At 61.2% G+C, this 23645-nt stretch carries 18 protein-coding genes; 9 read left to right on the forward strand and 9 right to left on the reverse strand.

Translation table 11 applies throughout. The features are described 5' to 3' along the window. Positions 1-42: 42 nt before the first annotated feature. Together R4P64_RS11575 and R4P64_RS11580 are read right to left on the reverse strand one after the other, a co-directional pair. A complete protein-coding gene (locus tag R4P64_RS11575; RefSeq protein WP_317820847.1) occupies positions 43-678 on the reverse strand; it encodes a PaaI family thioesterase in 636 nt (211 codons plus the stop codon). A gap of 8 nt (positions 679-686) precedes the next feature. Continuing rightward, the gene (locus tag R4P64_RS11580; protein ID WP_317820849.1) at positions 687-1847 is read right to left on the reverse strand and encodes an aromatic ring-hydroxylating oxygenase subunit alpha; all 1161 of its coding nucleotides are present in this window, start codon (positions 1845-1847) and stop codon (positions 687-689) included. Positions 1848-1918: 71 nt separating this feature from the next. Here R4P64_RS11580 and R4P64_RS11585 point away from each other — a divergent pair, with 71 nt between their 5' ends. Then, the gene (locus tag R4P64_RS11585; RefSeq protein ID WP_317542564.1) at positions 1919-2515 is read left to right on the forward strand and encodes a TetR/AcrR family transcriptional regulator; all 597 of its coding nucleotides are present in this window, start codon (positions 1919-1921) and stop codon (positions 2513-2515) included. Positions 2516-2600: 85 nt separating this feature from the next. Here R4P64_RS11585 and R4P64_RS11590 read toward each other — a convergent pair whose 3' ends face one another. From R4P64_RS11590 to R4P64_RS11605, 4 genes are read right to left on the reverse strand one after another with little or no spacing between them, the layout of a single operon-like run. Then, positions 2601-3761, reverse strand: coding sequence for an acyl-CoA dehydrogenase family protein (locus R4P64_RS11590; RefSeq protein WP_317820852.1), 1161 nt, complete (start codon positions 3759-3761; stop codon positions 2601-2603). Between the two features lie 33 nt (positions 3762-3794). Beyond that, positions 3795-4778, reverse strand: a complete 984-nt coding sequence (locus R4P64_RS11595; RefSeq protein ID WP_172935892.1) for an NAD(P)H-dependent flavin oxidoreductase — start codon at positions 4776-4778, stop codon at positions 3795-3797. A gap of 58 nt (positions 4779-4836) precedes the next feature. Beyond that, positions 4837-6030, reverse strand: a complete 1194-nt coding sequence (locus tag R4P64_RS11600; RefSeq protein WP_172935893.1) for a thiolase family protein — start codon at positions 6028-6030, stop codon at positions 4837-4839. A gap of 48 nt (positions 6031-6078) precedes the next feature. Continuing rightward, positions 6079-6879, reverse strand: a complete 801-nt coding sequence (locus R4P64_RS11605; protein WP_172935894.1) for a crotonase/enoyl-CoA hydratase family protein — start codon at positions 6877-6879, stop codon at positions 6079-6081. A gap of 202 nt (positions 6880-7081) precedes the next feature. Here R4P64_RS11605 and R4P64_RS11610 point away from each other — a divergent pair, with 202 nt between their 5' ends. From R4P64_RS11610 to R4P64_RS11630, 5 genes are all read left to right on the forward strand, one after another. After that, entirely contained in the window at positions 7082-7876 is a 795-nt protein-coding gene (locus tag R4P64_RS11610; RefSeq protein WP_317820856.1) for an enoyl-CoA hydratase, read from the forward strand. 195 nt (positions 7877-8071) lie between these two features. Further along, positions 8072-9262 carry an aromatic ring-hydroxylating dioxygenase subunit alpha gene (locus tag R4P64_RS11615; protein WP_317820858.1) on the forward strand — a complete coding sequence of 397 codons (1191 nt, stop codon included), beginning with the start codon at positions 8072-8074 and terminating at the stop codon, positions 9260-9262. A 38-nt stretch (positions 9263-9300) separates the two neighbouring features. Further along, positions 9301-10194, forward strand: a complete 894-nt coding sequence (locus R4P64_RS11620; RefSeq protein WP_317820859.1) for a hypothetical protein — start codon at positions 9301-9303, stop codon at positions 10192-10194. 124 nt (positions 10195-10318) lie between these two features. Next, the gene (locus R4P64_RS11625) at positions 10319-11869 is read left to right on the forward strand and encodes a class I adenylate-forming enzyme family protein (protein ID WP_317820861.1); all 1551 of its coding nucleotides are present in this window, start codon (positions 10319-10321) and stop codon (positions 11867-11869) included. A gap of 89 nt (positions 11870-11958) precedes the next feature. Beyond that, positions 11959-12615 (forward strand): helix-turn-helix domain-containing protein, encoded by a 657-nt coding sequence (locus R4P64_RS11630; protein WP_317820863.1) that lies wholly within the window; start codon positions 11959-11961, stop codon positions 12613-12615. On the opposite strand, the gene recD is transcribed toward R4P64_RS11630, so the two are convergent. Genes recD through recC form a run of 3 tightly spaced genes read right to left on the reverse strand, consistent with a single transcriptional unit; the run spans position 12603 to position 21051 of the window. Further along, a complete protein-coding gene (gene recD, locus R4P64_RS11635; RefSeq protein WP_317820865.1) occupies positions 12603-14468 on the reverse strand; it encodes an exodeoxyribonuclease V subunit alpha in 1866 nt (621 codons plus the stop codon). The genes R4P64_RS11630 and recD overlap by 13 nt on opposite strands. Then, positions 14465-17770 carry a UvrD-helicase domain-containing protein gene (locus tag R4P64_RS11640; RefSeq protein ID WP_317820867.1) on the reverse strand — a complete coding sequence of 1102 codons (3306 nt, stop codon included), beginning with the start codon at positions 17768-17770 and terminating at the stop codon, positions 14465-14467. Before R4P64_RS11640 ends, recD begins: the two co-directional genes overlap by 4 nt. Before the next feature lie 2 nt (positions 17771-17772). Next, positions 17773-21051, reverse strand: a complete 3279-nt coding sequence (recC, locus tag R4P64_RS11645; RefSeq protein ID WP_317820869.1) for an exodeoxyribonuclease V subunit gamma — start codon at positions 21049-21051, stop codon at positions 17773-17775. A gap of 122 nt (positions 21052-21173) precedes the next feature. On the opposite strand from recC, the gene R4P64_RS11650 reads away from it, so the two are divergent. The 3 genes from R4P64_RS11650 to R4P64_RS11660 are packed head-to-tail and all read left to right on the forward strand — an operon-like array spanning position 21174 to position 23628. Then, a complete protein-coding gene (locus tag R4P64_RS11650; RefSeq protein ID WP_080711649.1) occupies positions 21174-22007 on the forward strand; it encodes an ABC transporter ATP-binding protein in 834 nt (277 codons plus the stop codon). After that, positions 22004-22834, forward strand: a complete 831-nt coding sequence (locus R4P64_RS11655; RefSeq protein ID WP_045068522.1) for an ABC transporter permease — start codon at positions 22004-22006, stop codon at positions 22832-22834. The genes R4P64_RS11650 and R4P64_RS11655 overlap by 4 nt, the downstream gene beginning before the upstream one ends. Continuing rightward, positions 22831-23628, forward strand: coding sequence for an ABC transporter permease (locus tag R4P64_RS11660; RefSeq protein ID WP_317820873.1), 798 nt, complete (start codon positions 22831-22833; stop codon positions 23626-23628). Before R4P64_RS11655 ends, R4P64_RS11660 begins: the two co-directional genes overlap by 4 nt. Positions 23629-23645: the final 17 nt, after the last annotated feature.

The following is a 23645-nucleotide window of genomic DNA, read 5'->3' on the forward strand; positions in this document are numbered from 1 at the left end:
GCCTTCTCCTTCTTCTATTCGCGCGTAGGACTTCTGAAAGCGTTATCTCTGTTCGGGTTTCAGCTCTACCCACAAACCTTCGACGTCAGCGACAAGGATGTCTCCGTCGTACATCGCTCCCCGCATGAACCGTTTCCGCCCGTCCTGACCGACGAACTCCGCCTCCACTCGCAGCACCGCGTCGAGTGGAGCCAATGCGCGATAGTTGACGTTGAGATAGGCGGTGCGGCCCCAAGCACGCCCAGCGCTATTGGCGAGCCTCGCGAGAATCTCGTCGAAGATCAGTGGCGTGACACCGCCGTTCATCGCATACCGTCCGGAATGGAATCGGCCGACGCTCACATGACCCCGAGCAGTGGTATCGGTAACTTCGTCGATATGTAGCGCCGGGGCCATGGACTGCGCTCGTCCGGCAAGTTCCCAGCGCCGGCCGGCAATCTGCTCGTCTTCGGAGACTTCGAATTTTGCCATCTGCAGTGCGAGATCACGCAGTCTCTGGGCGGCAGCGGCCGCTCCGGCGGGAGTCGGTCTACTACGAGCAACCGATTCTTGAACCGCTCGCAACGCGTCGATCAATTCGGAGAATTCGTCCTCGCACTCGACCGTCGGCTCGAACGGGTCGATCCAACTCGGATTCCAGAGATCGGACTGCTCAGCTAAATCCGGAATGGCATCCATGTGTCTCCTCAGGGTTGTGCGAGCAGCTCCTGTGCATCACGCGTGATCATCTTGTGGAACACCTGTCCCGGCAATTCGTTACGGCCGTATATCAATTCGTCCACCTGACCGTGCGCCGCATTGTCGGTGATCGTTTTCGTGACGAACCAGTCCTCGTTGTGCAGAGTCTCCATGAGCAGTTCCCAGTTCTTCTCGAGCACCCGCTTCTCACGCGGGGTTTCCGGTTCTTTGGGAGAAAGAAGACGAATCGTGCAGTACGAAACGTTCGGATCTTCGGTATCGGGGACGATGGTCCACACCTCGAAGTGATTGGGTTCCGTGACAAGCATGGTCCCGGGGTAGATCGTGTAATTCGCGAGCGAGTAATCGCGGACGTCGAACGAGTCCGGGTCTGCATCGCGCACCTCGGTAATCGACTTGCGCGCCACGACGATTCGCCATGATCGATCGACGAGATCGAATGCGGTGATGTTGCCTTCGAGGTAGTTGCACACCGTCTTGGTGTGAAGTTGGCACAGGTGATACGAGTCTTGCACTCCGTCGACGGCGATCTTCCAGTTCATGCCGAGTTTCCACGATTCCTTGCGAACCTGGAACGAGTCGGCCATGCCCGTCGCGATCACCTCGGCGTCGTGCTTGGAGCCCAGGGTGTGCTCGATGTCCAAGTCGGCACCAACCGTCGGCACCACCCACACGAGACCGTGGCGCACCTCGCACGGGAACTCGACCAGTCCGTATTGCTGGCGGTCCATTCCCTCGAAACCCTCCGCGTGCGGCATCCCGCGCAGTTCACCGCCGCGTCCGTACGCCCAATTGTGATACGGGCAACTGAAGATTCGCTTGCATCCGGATTCGGCGAACTCGACCTTGGCACCACGGTGGCGGCACACGTTCGAGAACGCCTTGACGCTTCCGTCGGACTGCTTGACCACCAGCAGCGGGGTTCCGATGAGATCCGTAGTGACAAAGTCACCCGTCTTCTTCAACTCGTCCACGTGAGCGACGATGTGCGGGAAGCGCCGAACCACTTCCCGTTCACGCGCTGCGAGCTCGGGGTCGTCGAACGCCGAAAACGGAACGCGCATCAAATCTTCCGCATAATCGGTGGTGTCGTTGTCCACGTGCGAGATAAGGCGCCTGGTGAGTTCGATCTTGTCTTCACGCTCCATACGTGAAGCCTGGCACATGAGACAAAGATTGTCTAGTGCCTCACGGTCCTGGGTGGCGGTATTCTTCACCCATGACCTCAAAGACGGAACCCGATGCGTCGACAGACGTGACGATCGCAATCCTGAATGCGGCAGAGTCGTGCTTCGAGCGATTCGGCATGACTAAAACGACTATGGCCGACGTGGCCAGAGCCGCAAATATCTCCCGAGCAACGGTGTATCGGTATTTCACCGATCGCGAAGCTCTGATCACAGCGTCGATCGTGCGACGCGCGCAGGTGAACATGGGACCGGCGCGTGCTTTCATCGCCAGCTTGCCCACGATCGAGGACCAGATCGTCGAGGGTATCTGCAAAGACGTGCAAAGCGGTCGCCAGGATCCTGTGGTCAACATGCTGGTCTCACCTGAGGAAATGGAGTTGTCGACCAAACTTCTCAACGAATCGGGCAAGGCAATCGAACTGACCTACGAATTGTGGGGACCGATTCTGTCCGACGCTCAGGAGAGCGGCAAGATACGCGCCGACATCGACCTGCGCCTGCTGTGCGAATGGATCTCCGAGATCGAAATCATGTACATCAGCGCGCTCACCGACGACGATGGCGCCTTGGATCGATTCAAGTACAAGATGCGCCACTTCTTCGTGCCATCGCTTCTCCCCCGCTGATCCGGGTCATGGCTTCAGATGAGCGCTGACGCGATGAGGGCGAACGACCACAGGTCGTTCGCCCTCATCGCTAAAGGTAGTTCGATCACGAGGTGAACCCGGCCGCGATGTCGCGGCCGATGATCTCCTTCATGATTTCGGTGGTACCGCCGTAGATGGTCTGAATGCGCGTATCCACGTAGGAACGTCCGATCGGATACTCCATCATGTAGCCGTACCCACCGTGCAACTGCACACAACGATCCACCACCCGCTTCTGCAACTCCGTGGCCCACCACTTCGCTTTCGACGCGTCGACAGCAGACAGTTCCCCCGCATTGAGGGCCAGAACGCACCGGTCGACGTGAGTCTCGGTCACCTCGATCTCGGTCAACATCTCCGCGAGAGCAAATCGAGTGTTCTGCAAATCCCCGATCCGCTTTCCGAACGCCTTGCGCTCGAACACATACCGGCTAGTCCAGCCGAAAGCCGATCGAGCCGCGGCAATCGCGTTGACCGCGATGGACAGCCGTTCGAGAGGCAGACGCTCCATCAGGTGCACAAAGCCACACCCTTCGGTGCCCAGCAGGTTTGTGGCGGGCACCCGGACGCTCTCGAAGACCAGTTCCGCGGTGTCCTGACTGGCAAGGCCGACCTTGTGCAGCTTTCGCCCGCGACTGAATCCCTCCATCCCCCGCTCGACCACAAGTAACGAGAACCCTCTCGATCCGGCACTGGGGTCGGTGCGGGCCACGACGATCACCAGATCGGAATGAATACCGTTGGTGATAAACGTCTTCTGGCCATTCAGGATCCAATGATCACCATCGCGAACGGCAGTACTCTTGACGCCCTGCAGATCGCTCCCGGCGCCAGGCTCCGTCATGGCAATTGCCCCGATCAGTTCACCGGCCGCCATTCCAGGCAACCATCGCCGCTTCTGTTCCTCGGTGCCCAGATCCTTGATGTACGGGATCGCAATATCGTCCTGCAAGGTCACGCTCTGCCCGAACGACGTGGTAGCCGCACGCGCGATTTCCTCGGAGACCACACACCGGAAGCGATAGTCTCCGACTCCGGAACCCCCGAACTCCTCCGGTATCGAGAGACCGATGATGCCGGACTTGCCTGCCGCGAGCCACGCAGATCGGTCGATGAGCCGATCGGCTTCCCACTGCTCGTAGTACGGTTCGACCTCACGGGCCAGGAACTCACGAACCGTGTCCCGATACGCGTCGTGGTCCGTCTCGAAGAGACTGCGTTGCATGGCTATTCTCCTCAACCGTTGATCTGCTCAGGGTCAGGCGTTGATCGGATCGAGGACACCGACAAGGCGCTCGGCAATCAGAGCTTCGGCCTCGGCGACCATGCGATTAACCAGGTCACCGACAGTGGGAATGTCGTGGATCAAACCCTGCGCAGTTCCGACGGTCCAGATGCCGGCTTCAGGATCACCGTTCTCGTACACGGTTCGTCCCCGCGCACCCGCGACAAGATCACGCACGTCCTCGAATTGACCACCGTTGGAGAGAATTTCGACGACCTCTCGACTCACGCTGTTACGCGCCACACGGGCGGTATTGCGTAGTGACCGGAAAATCAGTTCGGTGTCGACCTCGGTGGCCGCAACGATCGCTTCCTTGATGTTGCGGTGAATCGGCGATTCTTCGGTGCACATGAACCGCGTACCCATGTTGATACCGTCGGCGCCAAGTGCCAAGGCAGCGACCAACCCTCGCGCATCGGCAAATCCGCCGGACGCGATCATCGGAATGCTGATCTTCTCCGCTGCTGCGGCGATGAGCACCAGGCCGGGTACGTCGTCTTCGCCCGGATGACCGGCACATTCGAACCCGTCGATACTGATTCCGTCAACGCCGAGATCCTGGGCCTTTACCGCATGCCGGACGCTGGTGCACTTGTGGAGAACCTTCACCCCGGCCGCGTGGAATTGAGGCAGATGCGGTCCGGGGTTCGAGCCGGCAGTCTCGACGATCTTGATCCCGGAGTCGATGATCACCTGGCGATATTCGTCGTAGGGCGGCGGTGTGATCGCGGGGAGAATCGTGAGGTTGACTCCGAATGGTTGATCGGTGAGCTCGCGGGTTCGCGCAATCTCCTTGGCAAGATCGTCGGGTGTCGGCTGAGTCAGCGCTGTGATCATGCCGAGTGCGCCGGAGTTCGCAACGGCCGCAACCAATTCGGCTCTCCCGACCCACTGCATGCCGCCCTGCACGATGGGATGACGAACTCCGAAGGTCTTGGTGAAAGCAGTGGTCAGCACAGAAGAGCTCCTCGCGAATCGGGTGATTGTCAGTCTGATCAGATGTGTTGGTACAGAGTCAGATACGTTCGATGATGGTCGCGTTTGCCATTCCGGCACCCTCACACATCGTCTGCAGTCCGTACCGGCCACCGGTGGCCTCCAAGTGGCACACCAGCGTGCTCAGCAAGCGAGTACCCGACGATCCCAAGGCATGTCCAAGTGAGATCGCACCACCCCACGGGTTGAGCTTGGCCGGATCGGCACCGAACTCGTGTGCCCAGGCCAACGGCACCGGCGCAAACGCCTCGTTGACTTCGTAGGCGTCGATGTCGTCGATGCTCAGCCCCGAGCGGGCGAGGACCTTGTGGGTTGCGGGGATCGGCGCGGTGAGCATGAATACCGGATCGTCGCCCGCCACCGAAAACGCGCGGAATCGCGCCCTCGGCGTCAGTCCGAGCTTGGCTGCCATCTCCTCGCTCATGATCAGCACCGCTGATGCACCGTCCGTCAACGGCGAGGAGTTACCCGGCGTGATCTGCCACGGCGCCTCGGGAAACCGCGTCGCATACTCCTCGGTGTAGAACGACGGCCGCAGCCCCGCCAGACCGTCAGCGGTGGTCGAGGCGCGCACGGTCTCGTCAACCGTGTGCAGCACTGTTTCTCCAGCCGCGTTGGCCACCTCGATAGGCAGGATTTCCTTGTCGAAGTATCCGGCGGCCGCGGCAGCAGCAGCGCGCTGATGTGACTGGGCAGAAAACGCATCAAGGGTCTCGCGGTCCAGTTTCCATTTCGCCGAGATCAGTTCCGCCGAAATACCTTGATTTACCAGCCCTTCCGGGTAGCGAGCCACGATCCCAGGTCCTGACGCGTCTTGTCCCATCGACGCCGTCCCCATGGGAATCCTGCTCATCGACTCGACACCGGCCGCGATCACCATGTCGTAAGCGCCGGCGATCACACCCTGCGCAGCAAAATGAGCGGCTTGCTGGCTCGATCCACACTGGCGGTCAATCGTGGTCGCGGGCACCGAATCCGGGAATCCGGCCGAGAGCAACGCCGTGCGGGTGATGTTGAGTGACTGCTCGCCTACCTGCTGCACGCAGCCGCCGATCACGTCGTCGACCTGCGCCGGGTCGATCCCGTTGCGTTCGACGATGCTGCGCAACACATGTGCCAGGAGTTCCACCGGATGCGTTCCCGACAGCGCACCGCCTGGTTTGCCCTTGCCTGAAGCCAGACGAACTACGTCGACGATTACTGCGTTGGTCATGTTGTTTCCTTTGATCGAAGGATGTCGGTGGTGCAGGTCAGCGCGGCGTCAGCGCCCTTGCCACACGGGTGCGCGTTTCTGCGCAAACGCCGCAGGCCCCTCGGCTGCATCGGCACTCGTGAACACAATTTTCATGGACTTCGCATTTGCGGCCCACACATCCGGTTCCCAATCCGCACCCGACGCGGTCTGATGGATCACCGACTTCGATTCACGCACCGCCAGTGGCGCATTCGCGGCGATCTGTTCAGCCAACTCGAGTGCAACCTCGAGGGCTGTGCCTGCGGGTGCAACACGATTGACCAAACCCAATTCCTTACCCTGCGCAGCGGTGATCGGTTCGCCCGTCAACGCCATCTCGAGGGCCACTTTCCGCGGGATCTGTTGCGCCAACCGAATCACCCCGCCGGCTGCGGCGAACAACCCCCGCTTCACCTCGGGAAGCCCCAACGACGCGGTCTCGTCGACAACTGCGAGGTCGCTGGCCAGCACCAGTTCGGTACCGCCTCCGAGGGCAAACCCATTAACCGCCGCAATGGTCGGCTTACTGATCCAATGCTCGACGAACCCGGCAAAACCCCACTCGCGATGTCCTCGGGCGGATAGATCTTCTCCCCCGCCGAGCGCCTTCAGATCTGCGCCGGCACAGAATGCCCGACCGGCGCCCGTGATGACGACGACCCGCACCTGCGGGTCGGAATCCGCCTGTTCGAGGAAGGAACCGACTGCCGTCGACAGCGCCTGATTGACAGCATTCAATGCCCGTGGGCGATTGAGAGTGATGATTGCAATCCCACCGCGGCGCTCATACAGCGCCGCCGACTCGATCACGGTCGACTGGTCGGCCATGTGTGCCCTCCGTAATTGTCGAAAACTGCAGATCGCCCAAACCTACAGTAGTTAGGTAATATCGATCAACAACAGATCGGAACATTCACAGCGAAGACGCATCGTCGAGTCCGTTCCGCCGGCCAGGTTGCGGCAGCGGGGGCGAAAGCTATTCCGCTGCAGGAACGACCACCTTGCCAATAAGACACCCGATTGGAAACACATGAGTAATGATCTCGCCGGCATCGACGTCACCGTCGACGGCAACGTTCTCCGCATCACCGTCAACCGCCCGTCTCGAATGAACGCCGTCACCACGGAATCACTCGACGCGATCGCCTCAACGCTGAACCACTACCGCGATGACTCTGCGATCCGGGTTGCGGTGCTGACAGGATCGGGACGAACGTTCTGCACTGGTGCCGATCTGTCGAGCATCGAGGAGATCTCCGACCCACCGTCCCCCGCCACCATCGACGCGGCAAACCGCTCCGTCACCGAAATCATCACGTTTCCCCATCCGGTCATCGGTGCGATCAACGGACCGGCCGCAGGAGTTGGCGTATCCCTGGCGCTCGCATGTGACCTCACCGTCGCAACCGAATCCAGCTACCTGTTGCTCGCATTCACCAAGATCGGGTTGATGCCGGACGGCGGCGCCACTGCACTCGTCGCGGCATCGATCGGACGTGCAAGAGCCCTCAGGATGGCTTTGCTCGCAGAACGTCTCCCCGCGGCGACTGCCGCCGACATCGGGTTGATTGCCGCAACATATCCGGACGACAACTTCGCCGAGTCCGTCGAAGCACTGACTCGGCAGATTGCCGACGGCCCTGCTCACGCACTTGGCACCACGAAATCCGCGATCAATGCGGCGACTCTCACCGAAATACACAACGCACTGGAGCGTGAGCGATCAGGGCAGCTCGAATTGATCAGCGAACCCGACTTCAGCGAGGGCGTTCAGGCCTTCCTCGAAAAGCGTCCCGCCGCATTCGGGCGAGCGACTATCGCCTGACCAGACACTCCAGGGACGCCTTCGCCAAACCGATGCTTGACGCACCAAGACTAATGGCGATAGTTTATTAGTCGAGAGGGTCGCCGACGAGCGATGCACCACGGTGCAACGCGGTTTCGAAACCGAATGCAACGCAACATATTCGGTGGCATGTACCCCGAGCACTGCGCATGGACGAAGAAGGAGATCCCCATCATGAACGTCGACCTCGACTTGCAGGGCATCCGCGATCAAGCCCTTCGGAACTTGCTCAACCACCTCAACGACTCCGTCACCGACCAGTGGAACGAGATCGCCCCGTTCGAGGCCACTGACTACACGGATCCGGCACGTGCCGAACTCGAACGAGACAAAATCTTCGGCGAAGTTCCGTTCATCGTTGCGCACACCTCGGAACTTGCAGGCAAGAACGACTTCATCTCAGTCGAACTCCCGCGCAACAAGGTTGTAGTGGTCAGACAAAAGGACGGAAGCGTCAAGGCATTCGTCAACGCGTGCCGACATCGCGGCGCCCAACTCGTGTCGGAAGAATCCGGAAAATGCCGCATCTTCTCATGCGTCTATCACCGGTGGTCCTACGATCCCAACGGCGAACTTCGCACGGTCACGCTCGACACGACATTCGGCGACTTCGACCGCTCGAAATTCGGACTGGTCGAAATACCCGTCGAAGAACGTCACGGATTCATCTGGGTAATCGACAATGCTCAACGAGAAATCGACGTAGCAGCCTGGTTGGGTCCCGAGATGGACGCAATTCTCGCCGACTTCAATGTCGAGAAGCTCGTAAGCATAGATCCCCACACTTACCGCCGTCCTACGAACTGGAAGATCCTGCAGGACGGTTTTCTCGACAACTACCACGTGAAGTACGCGCACCCGAATACCGCCGGAAAGATGTTGCACACCAACGCCGTAACGCTGCAGGACTACGGACGACACTTCTGGTTTCTCACCGGCCGAAAGAGCGTCGACCAGTTCATCGGTCACGACGTCACGTGGGACGAGTCAATGGAGAAGCACACGATCGAGAGTTGCTACCTCGCACCGAATACCATGCTGCTCAAACACGCCACTCACATTGAGATCCTGACATTCCGTCCGGTAGAGGCAAACCCCAACGAGTCGATCATGCAGATGCGGATCCTCGCTCCTACCGTCGAGGACAGTGGATTAGCCCAGGAACACTGGGAGAAACGCTGGAAGAAGAACTGGGATTTTCTGGTCTCGATACTCCACGATGAAGATTTCCCCATCCTCGACGGTTCACAACGAGTGCTGTCCAGCATGGATGCCGGAACGATGTTGCTCGGCCGAAACGAGTTGTCCAGCCACCTCTTTCGCCGCGAAGTCGATCGGCTCATCTACGGGCCTTCGGAGGCCTGACCATGCCGGAGAAATCCAGTGTCGAGGATCCCTCCGTCATGTCACTGAACTGGTACCGGGGCCTCCCCACCGGTGCCGCCGTCGGCTTGCTGGATCGCGCCCGAGCAGCCGACGCCGAGATGGACTTCTCCGCCCCGCACCGGCAATCCACACCGGCATCCGCGCACTGCGTCACCGCCGAAGTTCGCACGCTCCTGCATCGTTGGAACGCGCCCGTATCGAGCGAACCCCAGTTGGCAGCAGTACTGACCGTGATCACAACACCAGAACAGATCACCACGATCGACTTCACAGTCGATCCGGACTTCCGCTCGACTGGCGTCGCTACCGCTGTGTTCGAGGAACTCGGCAACGAAGAATCGGAATCCAGACAATGGATCGACAGCGACACCACAGCGTTCCTCGGTTGTGCATACGGTTCACATCCTGCCGCCCTGCGCCTCGGAATGCGCTTCGATGCGGTCGTGATCGGCCAACGACATCATCTGCTGCTTCCCTCCCACCGCGACTACGGCAATTCCCGGGCGGTATCGGATTCAGCCCGCACCCCCGCCGTGCACATCGATGAATGCCGCGAAGAGCAGCGTACGGATACCGTCTGGGACCAACTAAGAGACAAGCGAACTAGTCCTGCTACACGGATCGTCAGCAACACCGCGACGGTGGATGTGGACGTGCACAACGGGGTGGGAACGATCCGGAGCCTGACGATCACGGAACCACGTTCCGCGCCAACAGGTTCGCCCCTGATTGCCGCAGTCCGTTCTGCGGTGGATTTCCTCTGGGAATTTGGCGCCGAATCCATCGAAACCACTGTCGACGCCTTGGACGACGAGCTATTCGGCGCGTTTCGATCGGCAGCATTCCAACATGACCGAACCGACATTCTGTTCTCTCGATCATCGAATTGCATTGAAAGTCAACCGAAGTAGATCTTCGACTCCCACCGAGACGGCTCTCTACGAAGTAGATACTTACTGTTGACTTTTTGCCTAATGACATTAGTCTATTGAGAGACCTGGATCACACTCCTGCACACAGCTAAGGATGTCTTAGATGCCCAGTAACATTCTCCGACCACTCAATGCGTGGGCCACACGCCAGCCTGACGCTGCGGCAATCGAATGTGGCGGGGCACAACTGTCCTGGCAAGAACTCGACAGCGCCGCCGCACGCGCAGCTGCCGAACTCATGGCGCACGGCGTCTCACACGGTGACCGTGTCGCGATCATCGGCCGTAGTTCCACCACGTGGGCCGCCACAGCACTCGGGGTACTCAAACTCGGTGCGATCATTTGTCCGCTCAACGAACGAAATGGTCCCGCCGAGATCGGGCCGGCCGTCGAACAACTCGAACCTCGAGTGGTGATCTCCGCGGCACACGCAAGGACCGCCGTAGAAACAGCACTCTCCGAGACGTCGGTACAGTTCCCCGTCCTGGATCTGGAGCAGATCGGCAACTCTTCCACCGCGATCGTGACTCTGCCGAAGCTACAGAGCGCCGGTACCGATCCGGTGTGCATTCTCTCCACGTCGGGGTCGACCGGACACCCCAAAGGTGTTGTTTACACCCATGAATCACTGCTGAGCGCCTTCTTCGAGTGGTGCCTGCAAGAACCGTCTTTCATGCGAGCGCGGTCACTCAACGTCAGTTCGATGTCGTTTGCGGCCGGACTCCTCAACGGCTTCCTCGGGCCGTTGACGCTCGGCGGCAGTTCAGTCTTCCTCCCCGACTGGGATCCCAGCATTGCTCTGGCGCTGATCCGCGACTGCAAAATCACACACTTGGGTGCCACCACGATCTTCTACGAACAAATGGCCGCGATCCCGGAGTTTGCGAGCGCGGACCTCTCGTCCCTGACAGTAGCTTTCACCGGAGGTAATCCTGTGACGGTGGAACTGATCCGGGCCTGGTCGGACAAGGGCGTCGGATTGCGCCAGGTATACGGGCTGACCGAATCACAGTCCAACGCAACGATTCCCTCGGTGGACATGGCACTCAATCAGCCCGACAGCGTTGGGCTCGGAGGCGTTCTCAACGAGTTCATGATCGCCGATGCGAATGGAACACCCTGCGCCCCTGACACTCCGGGAGAAATCCTGATCTCCGGTCCGGGCGTAGCCGCTGGATACTGGCGCAACGACGAACTCACCAAGGCAAACTTCGAGGGCGGCTGGTTGCATACCGGTGACATCGGAACGCGGGACGCCAGCGGCGCGATTCGAATTGTTGGCCGAATCAAGGACGTCATCATCTCCGGTGGTATGAACATCTACGCCGCGGAAATCGAACGCGTGATCATGGAGATCCCGGGAATCCTCGAAGTAGCCGTCATCGGAGTGCCCGACGACAGTTTCGGAGAGACACCCGCGGTGCTCCTCCGAGCCGCTGGATCCCTGACGGCAGAAGCCGTCGTCGAGCACTGTCGTGCCCGGCTGGCGCGGTACAAGAGCCCGCGGTACGTGGAGTTCCTCACCGATCCCTTGCCGCGGACTGCGGGAATGAAGATCAACAAGGCCCCTCTTCGTGTGCAATTCAATGATCTACCCCAGCGGGCCGCACAGGTTTCGCCACGGCACCTGGAAACCTCCGACCGACTTTCCTGAGCGGGAGCGTTCATGCCGGGCAGGTTGCCGGCCGCGACGTCACCCACGCCATAATGATGTGAGCACTTGCCGCACACGTGGGTGACGGCATGATCGGAGTAAGGGTCGGTATGGGCCGGAAACCATTGATACAACGTGAAACGGTGATCCGCGCGGCAATCGAAATTGCCGACGCGGACGGTCCAGGATCGCTGAGTCTCGAACGAATCGCGGCGGCCCTGGGAGTGAAGGCTCCATCGCTCTACAATCACTTCTCCGACAAGGCCGAAATCCTCGCAGGAGTGGCGCGATCCATTGTCATGGAAACTCCGCGAACACCCGCTCCCGTCGGAGGCGACTGGAAACAATGGCTGATCGAGGCCTCGGTCAGATTCCGGGAGACACTCCTGAAGCATTCTCGGGCCGCACCGCTCGTCGTCGAGTACTTCCCACGCGGTTTGCTCGAAAAGCTCTACGCCGAGCACTGCCTGGTACTGGCCGCTGCGAATGTCCCCACCAACTATCAGATGTTCATTCTCGAAGCGACCCATCGGATGACCATCGGGGCGGCTATGTGCGTCGCCACCGGACGCCCCGCAATGGCCCCCTTCGCCAATCCTGACCAGTTCGACGACCAACTGAACGAGTCTATGCAGCAGGGTAACTGGTCGGACGCGAAGCTCTTCACCGAGATGCTGCGGGTCTTCATGGACGGTGCCGAAGCAGACTACTCACGCCGCGAGCTCCAGCTCGATCAACCGTCGTAGGGACGGATGGCACGTCGCAAGCCACTGGCCCGGAGCACTTGGCGTTCGACGCCGGCGCGCACGGACTCCTCCGTTCCGATCACGCGAACATGAGTTCGCGCGCGAGTAATCGCGGTGTACAACAACTCCCGAGTGAGCAGCGACGACGCCTCGGCCGGCAACATGACGGAGACGGTGTCGTATTGACTGCCCTGGCTTCGGTGGATGGTCATCGCATAGACCGTCTGCACGGACGACAATGAGCTCGGGTGCAACTGGAAATTGTTGTCGCCGCGCTGGAAGGCTGCCATGAGCACTCCGCCCTCGCCCTCGACAATCACTCCGGTATCTCCGTTGTAGATGCCGACCTCGTAGTCGTTGGCTGTGACCAACAGCGGCTGGCCGGGATACCACTGTTCAGGATTCAGGAACTCCCCTGCCGCAGCCCCCACCCAGTCCATGGCCTGTTTTGCCCACCGGCTGACGCCGTACGGGCCGTCGCGGTGTGCGCACAGAAGCCGATGCGATTCCATCGCTTTCAGCGCTCTCATCGCGTCACCCTGCTTCGCGAATCCAGTCGCGGACTCAGCGCTCGTGACGATATCGGAACGCAGCGCGTCGAGGTCTTCGGGCGCGTGAAACGACACGGCGGGATCACCGCTACGAAGAAGGCCGATAACCTCCTCTGCCTTGCCCTCCCGAACCGCGCTTGCCAACTGCGCAATGATTCCGCCGAATCGTCGGCCACGGGAAAGTTGAACTATGCCGCCGCGGAGACGTTCACGATCGTGCGCGGTGAGTGATTCGGCAGTACCTCCAGGTTCCAAGTCCGCACCGACAATGTCGGCCAGCGCCTCGTTTCCCTCCGCATTCGACGGTCGTGCAACAAGATCCGCGAGGACCGCGCCAGCATCCACCGACGTCAGCTGATCCGGATCGCCGACCAACAGCAGTCGCGCGTCTGGACGCACGGCCTCGAGTAATCGAGCCATCAACGTCAACGACACCATCGACGTCTCGTCCACCACGATCACATCGAACGGCAGGCGGTTGGACGCGTTGTACTTGAACCTGCTGGCGCTGCCCCGTTGCCAGCCCAACAAACGGTGCAGCGTCATCGCCGTGAGGTCTGCCGGAAGTTTCAACTGCTCCGCCTGCTCGCGCACCGACTCCTGCAATCGCGCAGCCGCTTTGCCGGTGGGCGCAGCCAGACCGATTCGTAACTCGCTGCCGTGCTCTTCGAGAAGCAGCGCAAGAATACGTGCCACCGTGTGAGTTTTGCCGGTACCCGGGCCACCCGCGATAACCGTCGTCCAGTGTGTGAGCGACAGGGCTGCCGCAATGCGCTGTCGGTCAGGGCCACTGGTATGGCCTGAATCCCCCTGAAAAGTTGTCTGCAATCGGGTGCGCGACTGTTCGGTGTCGACTGTCGGATGCGTCTCGGCTCGCTCGTCGAGCACCCGCCGAATTGTCTGCTCCTGCAGGAAGTACCGATCCAGGTATAGCAACTCTCCGTCATCGCTATCCACCAGTCGCAGCGGTCGCAACGGCCCGGCAGTTCCGCCGATCACCAAGGGGCTCAACCGCAACGCGCTGATCACCGCTTCAGGTTCCGGCCAGGGTAACGCGGCAAGTTCGGCTTCGGTGGCCCCGTCGACGCTGACATCCTGCATGCGTCGTAGATCCAGGCAAACCGATCCCGAGCGCACCGCCCGAACCGCCAACGCGGCCACCAACATCACGCCTGGCGACGGTTCCCCGCCCAGCGTGCACAATCTGACAGCAACGTGGACGTCGGCGGCCAGAAGGACCCCGGCCTCATTGAACGTGCGCACGATCCCACGCGCTCGCTGGGCCAACTGCGCTTCGGTCATGAGAACTCCAGTACGTCAGGCGAAGATCGACCCGCGAGCAGATCCGACAACTCGACGATGAGCGCGGCCGGTGGTTTCCACTCGAATACACCGCATTCCGGCGGACTTTCCGGTCCGAGCATCCCCCGGACAAACTGATACTGCGCTCCGCCCAGATGCCGCCCCGGATCGTAATCCGCAAGTCGCCACCGCAGATAGCGATGCAATGCAACCGAGTACAACAGAGCCTGAAGCGGGTAATGCGAGCGAATCATCTCAGCTGCCATCAGGTCCCGGGTGTAATGCGCAGCCGTGAGATCACCGCGCCCCAACCTGTTGGTCTTGTAGTCGACGATCACGAACGACGGCCCCGGAATGCGCAGTACTGCATCGATACTGCCGGTCAGGAATCCCCGCATCGGTATGGCGTCGACCCGGCCCAGGTGATCGGCATAACCCGCCAGAATGTCGTCGTGCGGCAGATGCTTTCGGAGAAGTTCGGCCACCTGACGCAGCGTGACCATCAATGACACCGGATCGTCACCACCGGCCAGCGGCAATTCGAAGTCCAACTCCGGCAGTCGATCCGAAGGATCGATTGTCGCCAGCGTTCCGAAGCCCAGTGGCGTGTGCATGACTGCAAAGAGCGCGTTCGCCAGCGCCACCGGGTCCAGGTCCGCAGCCCGCGCAGAAACCGCCTGTGCACATCGCATCTCGAGTTCGCTGCGTAAGTCCACAGCGGAGGTATCGACAACTTCGAGAATTTCGTGAACCAACGTGCCGAACGCGGCGCCCGCGGGAAGTCCGTTCATCGGCGACGGCAATGCCTCCGGTGAGGCTTCCACGGGTCCGACGTCCACGAAGTCCGCCGGTTCGTCGTCCTTCCCCGGATCCTCGACCTCACTGCCGGTGGTGGGCGCATGATGAGCGCCCGCCGTCAACGCCGAATACGACGTCCGGCGCCACAGCGTATCCAGGTCACGATCGAAGCGAGCTGCCTCCAACTCGTAGGTCTCCGAGACGGATTCGGACCAACGATCGACCGACGGTGGGTGCGGCCCGACCGACTCGACGGAAATCACGTCCGAGCGGTCCGCCGGCCACGATTCCAATCGCGTGGCAATGGCGCCGTCATCAAGTACTTTCACCACTCGGGCGGGCTCCACGATTCCGGGTGTACGCCCGAGTAGTAACCTGTGCAACGCAGACCGCGACGTGCCGTATGCCGGTGCCCACCAAAGAACAAGCTGACACTGCGCCCGGGTGAGCGCCACGTACAGCAGACGCAACTCTTCGCCCGCTCCCTCCGTTTCAGCAGTCAGCTTCCGAGTGTTGTAACCCGGCCCTTCAGCCCCACCGACGTCGAGAATCCGGCGTCCGTCGCCGTCGTGGAGCATCTGGGTCGCAGCGGCGAATCCGCCGACGCTGTCCCAACCGAAGGGCACGTACACAATCGGGAACTCGAGGCCCTTGCTGGCGTGAACCGTGGCGATCTGCACTGCCGCTGCGTCGCTGTCCAGACGTCTGCTGCGATCACTCACGCTTCCCGACGCCGGGTCCTTGATCCGATCCCCCAACCACCGTACGAGGGCGCTCAGGCCGAACGATTCTTCGGCCGCGACTCGGCCCAGCAATTGCGCCACGTGACGCAGATCGGTGAAATCACGTTCGCCGGACGGCGACGACAGGATTCTTCGCTCCAAACCTGTTTCACCCGATATTTTTTCGAACACTGCCGCAAACCCGATTCGCTGGAACAGCTCGGCAAACACTCGCAACTGCCCGGACACGGCAGCCACGACGGCGTCGCCATCGGAATCCATCGCCTCGGGCGTATGGCCCAGAATCGGCGACAGCGCAGCCAGCCGCACCCGATCTGCACGGTGAGGCTGCTCGACGGCCTGCAACAGCCACAGCCAGTGTTTTGCGCTCGCCGTCGCGAAGACGCTGGAGCCGCCGGTCAATACAGACGGAACACCGACGAGTTCCAACGTGCCACGAATCATCTCGGCTTGCTTGTGATTACGCACCAGGACTGCAATGTCGCCGGGTACAACAGGCCGGCTCACACCACCGAGACTCAGCTCGGAACCACTCGAGAGCACGCGCACGACGTCGGCGGCCAGGTCGTCGGCGATTCGGCTCCGCAATCTGCCGACCGCGGGAAATTGCGACCGATTGAGCGGACCTGCGCCGGTGCGCGGCAGATAACGCAAACGCATCGCCGGCTGCCCGGAAAGCCGGGAAACCTTGTGCGACGACGCAACCGGATGAGCGACGATGCTGTCGTTACCCAGCGCTGCACCGCCGTACAGATGCTCGAGCGCAGCCAGCAGACCGGGGTCACTGCGCCAATTGGTAGTGAGTTCCTGATGCGAATCGGCCTGGTGTACGGCGTCGAGGTAGCTCAGCACCTCGGCTCCACGGAACGCGTAGATAGCCTGCTTGGGGTCACCGACAAGAACCAGCGTGGTGTGCCCGTGAAATGCGAGGCGCAAGATATCCCATTGCAGTGGGTCGGTGTCCTGGAATTCGTCGATCAGGACCACACGAAACTTCTCGCGCACGCGGCGACAGGCTTCCTGTCCGTAGTCGGGGTCGGCGAGCACCCCGTGCAGCAACGTCAGGAGGTCGTTGAAGTCGCGAATCCCCCTGGCACGTTTGCGTCGTTCGACTTCGTCCCGCGCTGCCGCCGCGAACAACACCCGCTGCCCCGGGATGGTGTCTTCGTCGGCATCGGGTTCGAGTACAGCTTGCCCGTCTGCGACCGCACTCCGCGCGATCGCCAGTGCGTCCTTCACAGAAAACGGTGGGGACGTATCCAGGGCGCTGTAGCGGACGAGGTAGAGATCGGACACAACCTCGTCGATCAGATCGTCGACCGACTCGACAAACGTCGCATCCGGTTCCCGCTCACCCGCGATACCCAGACCGTCGAGCATCCGCTGGCAGAAGCTGTGCGTTGTGGTCATGGTGCCGGAATCGAACTCCGCGAGTGCCTGCAGAAGTCGGCGGCGGCGACGTGCCACCTCTTCGTCGCCGGCAGATGCCAGATGACGAACCAACACGTCTTCCGAGTGACGAGCACCGTCCGGGTCTGCCAGCGCAGCCGATACACCAGCGAACCGCTCACGCGTCCGCTCCCGAAGCTCCTGTGTTGCAGCCCTACTGAACGTAACCAGCAGTACCTGCGAAATATCCGCCACACCTTCGGCGACACACCGAGTTGCCAGACCCACAATCGCGTAGGTCTTACCCGTGCCCGCGCTTGCTTCCAATACCGTTGTGCCGGAAGGAAGGGGGCCAAGCAGGTCGAAGTCCATGACTACTCCGCACTTTCGTTGAGCAACACGGGCAACCACAACCGGTTGGCAAGGACGCCGAACCGGGTTGGCTCCTCGGCCCAGACACATTCGTCCTCGAGTGGCGCCGTAGCGGCGAGGTCGGCAAAGGAACTGGATTCACCGAAGACGTAGACATTGCTGGGATCGTCACCGTCGCTGAATTGCCGCCCCCATGTGGCCTCGGCACTGCTCATGGCATTGTCGATCGACTGTCCGGCAAAACGCCTTTTCGCGTATTCGGCGGTGGTATTGACCCACATCGGAATCGGACCGCGCAAACCCCGATCGAGCAGATCGACCAACTGAAGTAGGACATCGAGCGGGTTCTCGGGAGCGGACAGAACGGAACGTGTTGCCGCGCGCTGGTTTCCACCGCGCCCCACCGTGATCGCGTTGACCTGCCCGTGATCGCCGGCAGCGGCAAGCGCCAGCAAATTGACCCACGCGCTCACCCGATGCTTGGGGGCCAACGACGAATACTGCGCCCGCACAACCGAATTTCCGTACACCCCCGTCACGGTTCCGCTCAGCCGTCTACCTCCACCAAGATCGACTGCAACATCGACGGAAGCGGCATCTCCGGCCATGTGTGGCAGTGCGAGTGACGCCAACTGATCCACTACCCACTCGATGTTGCCCAACACGGCGCTGCCCAGTTTGTACGGCGGCAACGTGCCTCGCCGCCATTCGGCAGCCCGGAAGTCCGCCGAACTGCGTCCGGTCAAGCGAGAGAGGAGCATTCGATCTCCCAGCTCCCAGGTCGCAAGCCCGTCGAGTTCCGCGTCGAGTGAATCGGCGATGTCGTCGCCGAGTTCCGGTACCCGCACACCGAGTCGCTGGCGCAGGAATCCCCGCGCTGGGTGGGTGAGGAACGATGACAGGTCCGCGAGGTTGACGTCGCGTGGCGGTATCGACGGCAGCGACGCCGAGCGGATCGACGGCGGCGGGACCGGCGCCTGGGTGATGGCACGGGCACCTGCCAACGCTGCGGCGTCGAAGCTGAACGGTCTTTCCACCTCGAAATTCCGTTTGTCGAATGACTGCAACGGGTGCCGGGTCACAACCTGGTCCAGGTCGTTCGGTCCCACCGCCAACTTCAGGACATCGAGCAACCCGCTGAGCGGAATAGCCGGTGGGCGGGATGCGCCGGTCACGGGATCTGCACCGGTGTACAGCAGCAGCAGGTGTTCACCGGCCGACATCACCGCGTCGAGCAGCAGTTGTCTGTCTTCGCTACGCAGATCCCGCTCCCCGACAACAGGATCGCGAGCCAGGATGTCGTCTCCGTCGACGCCGCCGGAGCGCGGAAACACCTCGTCGTCAAGTCCGAGCAGTACAACAACCCGGTGCGGTACAGACCGCATCGGCACCATGGTGCACACGGTTAATTCACCAGTACGGAAATTGGCCCGAGTCGGCCGCCCCGCCAGACTCTTCGAAAGAAGTGCACGGATGTCGGAGAGTTGAAGTGTGGTGTCCGAACCGAACTCGACCGCACTCGCAAGAATGCGCTGGGCCGACGCGCTCTGCCAGGCGTCGTCCGGTGCCGCATCGGTGAGAAGGTCCAACGCTCTGAGCAACACCCGAAGCCACTCCGACGGCGAATGCGGGCCCGCCAGGTCACGCAACGAGACCGCCAGCCTGTCGATGTACTCGGCAAAGCGCCCGCTGAGGTCGATGTCTGTGCTTTCGACGTCGTCAAGGGGCAATGCGAGGTCCAGCCACGCATTTTCCGACTCGTCTGCGCTGGCTCCCAACAGAATACGGTCAACGGCAGTGTTGAACGTGTTCTGCTTGAAACCGGCCAGACCGAACGTTGCCCGCTGCCTGATGTCGATGCCCCATCGCGCCCCGGCCGCTCCGGTCCACTCGCGCAGACGCTCCAATTCATCGTCGGAGAACGCGAATCGGGTACGTACCGGCACACTGGTGGCAAGATCGAGAACCTGGCTGGCCGTGGCGCGGCCGTCTGCCAGTTCGAGCAGAGTGCCCAGCACAGCCAGCATCGGATTTGTCTGACGCAGACCACGATCAGCAAGGCGGACGCGAAGGCGGTGACCGGGGTGTCCGTGAACACCCTGCCCGAACGCGCCACGCACCAGCGGCGCATATGTTTCGACATCCGGGCACATCACCAGGACATCGCGGGGTTCGAGCGTCGGATCGTCTTCGAACAACCGCAACAGGCACTCTCGCAGGACCTCGACCTGACGAGCCGCGCCATGGCACGCGTGAACCTGTACGCTCCCATCGGGTTTCACTCCACCCGAAGGGGCACGATCGGCCACGATGTCCGCCTGTATTGCCGCCAGAAGGGTCGGTGCGCCTGATGTGGCAGGCAGATATTCCGAAGTGAGATCGGTGTTTGCCAGACTCCATTGCATTTCACGAACATCACGGGCAAGGCTGGACAACAGTGGGTTCGGCGAGATCAACGCAGAGTTGTCGTCCGAACGGCGGGTGGTGACCGCCCCCGACGACAACTGGGAGCTCATCTCGTCCCACAGCGCGGGGCTTGGATGCGGCAGCCAGATGTGCACGTCTCGATGAGTCGCCAAGGCCTCGAGAATCATTCGCTGATCAACTGGCAGTCGGGTGGGACCGAACACCGAAATACGTTCCGGTAGAGAAATAACAGTAGCGTCATCACTCAGCCTGCTGCACGCCGACATGAGTCGCTCGGCCGGACCTGCCACGTCGATTCGATCCGCGACAACCGTCCACAACTTGGCTTGCCATTCGAAGTCCTCGGCAAGCGGTAACCCGTGGCCGTCGGTGAACCGACCGGCCGCCCACTCGATCAGCATCTGGGGACGCTGCGCCGCGTAGCTGGAGAACAGATCGGTGACATGCGACGCCGACGCAAAGCGTCGCCCCACCCCGAGCCCACGGAGATGCTTGGCAAGCACGCCGCACCACGGTTCGGAAATGGAATCATCGATGGCACCCAGAACCGTCCACACCAAGCGCGTCGGCGCCCACGGATCATTGTCCGCGCCGACACCACTCACCGTAGCGAGGACGTCGTCGACCAGTCGAACCGGAGAGGGAAAACTGATGTTCGCGGAGATGCCGTCCTGCGAGGATTCCGTCGCAGTGCCCAATCGTGAGGAAAGCTGCTGATTGAGCCAGCGTTCCACCCCTTTTGCCGGCACAGCGACTATCTCCCGGGCAAACGGATCCGACAACGGCGAGCGGAGAAGAGTGGACAGAGCGCAGACCAATGTGTCGGCGCGCTCGGCACGATACAACTTCAGCAACCCTCGCCCCTTTCGATCCCGCGATGTCCTGAACTCGGATGCGTCCATCTCACCACGCGAGTGCGACACGAACTCGCACCCGCGGCCGCAAGCCCCTCACACAGCAGTGACGAGCAGGCAACATGCCTGCAATCGAACCTTCGTACTGTGCGGAAATGACCAGTCCCATCACCACACCTCGTCCTCTCGGAACAGGTCTCGACATATCGGGCCTCGGTAAGACCTTCACGATGGGACGGCGGTCGGTGACCGCATTGACCGACGTCTCATTGCAGACGAGCGAGGGAACTTTCCTGTCCCTGCTCGGGCCGTCCGGCTGCGGTAAGTCCACTGTCCTGCGCATCCTCGCCGGACTCGACACTCCGAGCGCGGGAACTGCGCTGGTCAACGGGCAAACGCCCGCCGAACTGACAAAACGCCGGGAACTCGGAATCGCCTTTCAGGATTCTGCTCTCCTCCCGTGGCGGACCGTGACTTCCAACATCAAGCTGCCACTCCAGGTCGCCGGAATCGATCCGGACCCGGAGTTGATAGCCGATCTGATCGCTCTTGTCGGCCTCGAAGGATTCGAGAAGGCAAAACCCGCTCAACTCTCGGGCGGTATGCGTCAGCGCGTCTCGATCGCTCGCTCGCTTGTCGTCAAGCCGAGTGTCCTCCTCCTCGACGAACCATTCGGTGCGCTCGACGACATGACCCGCCAACGTCTCAACATGGAACTACTTCGAATCTGGACCGAGAAACCGGCGACAACGTTGATGGTGACTCACGGCATCTCGGAGGCGGTGTTCCTCTCGGATGTTGTTGCCGTCATGAGTCCTCGGCCCGGACGTGTCCTCGAAGTTGTTCCCATCGATCTCCCTCGTCCGCGCACCCCCGAGATGATGCGTACGCCCGAATTCCACGCGATCCACGACTACCTGTCGGGTCTCCTGTTCGGAAAAGCAGGCGTTGCATGACAATTACCGATATCGAAAATGTTGCCACCGCAGCTGCAGAACCCATTCCGACGAGGCGGCGGGGCTTCACACGTCCCACCTGGCTCGGCGGCGCCATCGGAATCTGTGGGCTGATAGCAATCTGGTGGATTCTCGCGGCTGCCGGCGTTGCGGGCGGCACGATCCCCACACCGTGGGTTGTGATCTCGACGATGTTCGACGACGGTTGGGCGCTCTACGGCCCCAATTTCACTGTCACCGCTTACGGCGCCTTACAAGGCTTCCTGTGGGGAAACCTGCTGGCGATCACCCTGGCAGTCTTGGTTGTTCTCATCCCGCCGATCGAGAGTCTCGCCACTCAACTTGCGATCCTCAGCTACTGCACACCACTGCTCGCCCTCGGCCCGATCATCCTGGTGGTCTTCGGTGGACGGACCCCGACGATCTTCCTGGCGGCGATGTACTGCTTCTTCACAACCATGGTCGGAACTCTCGCCGGCCTACGATCCGCCGACAAAGCGAGCCTCGACCTGGTCGCCGCGTACGGCGGTGGGCGCTGGCAGAAGTTCACCAAAGTACAACTGGTGAGCGCACTTCCGAGCACATTTGCCGCTCTCAAGATTGCCGCGCCGTCGGCTGTCCTCGGCGCCATCCTCGGTGAGTACCTCGGCGGTGTCGACAGCGGAATCGGAGTTGCCTTGACGGCCGCACAATCGTCGTACAACGTCCCTCGGACGTGGGGAATGGCTATCGCCGCAGCTCTGCTCGCCGGCCTGGGATACGCCCTCGTTGCCGCGGTCGCAAAGATCGTGACACCGTGGACGTCGGCTCCGGGAGCACAGAAATGACCGCGGTACGAGGAACATTCAGATTCCTCGCTCCGATCGCCATTGCGTCCGCACTGCTGCTCGTCATCTGGGTCGTCTTTCTCAACGCCTTTCCCCAAGTCGGACCGCGCGTGGGAAAAACACCGGCCGATGTATGGGAATACCTGTTCTCCGGACCTAAATCCGCTGACGCGAGGGCCGGAATCCTCGACAATCTGCTCATCACCCTGCGCGATGCGGGTGTCGGATTTGCCGTCGGAATGACGGCCGCGATTGTCGTAGCCTCGATCTTTGTCGTATCCCGCACCGTAGAACAGACATTCATGCCGGTAGCGATGCTGCTGCGGTCCGTGCCGCTCGTCGCGATGACCCCGATCATCGTGTTGATCTTCGGACGCGGAATCGTCGGCGTCACAGTAATGGTCGCCATCGTCGTATTCTTCCCCGCACTGGTCATGATCATGGTCGGATTGCGGGCAGCGCCAACGCAAGCTCAGGACCTCATTGCCGCATACGGCGGGAGTCGTTGGACTGCACTGCGAATGGTGTCGGTTCCCTCGGCACTTTCCGCGGTGTTCGCCGCCGCGCGCGTCTCCGTACCCGGAGCACTGATCGGAGCGCTGATCGGCGAGTGGCTCGGTAGCGGTCAAGGCCTGGGATCGAGCATGATCAAGGCGATTCCGCGCTACCAGTACAACGAGTTGTGGGCGTCCATCGTGGTGATCACGGTCGTGTCGATCATCCTTTACGCCATTGTCGGAATCTTCGAGAACCTCGCTCTGTCCCATTTCGGTCCTTCGGCAGGCAAAGCGTGAGAACTGTTAACACAACC

The sequence above is a fragment of the Rhodococcus sp. IEGM 1366 genome, assembly GCF_033142425.1.
Lineage (GTDB): Bacteria > Actinomycetota > Actinomycetes > Mycobacteriales > Mycobacteriaceae > Rhodococcus_F > Rhodococcus_F globerula.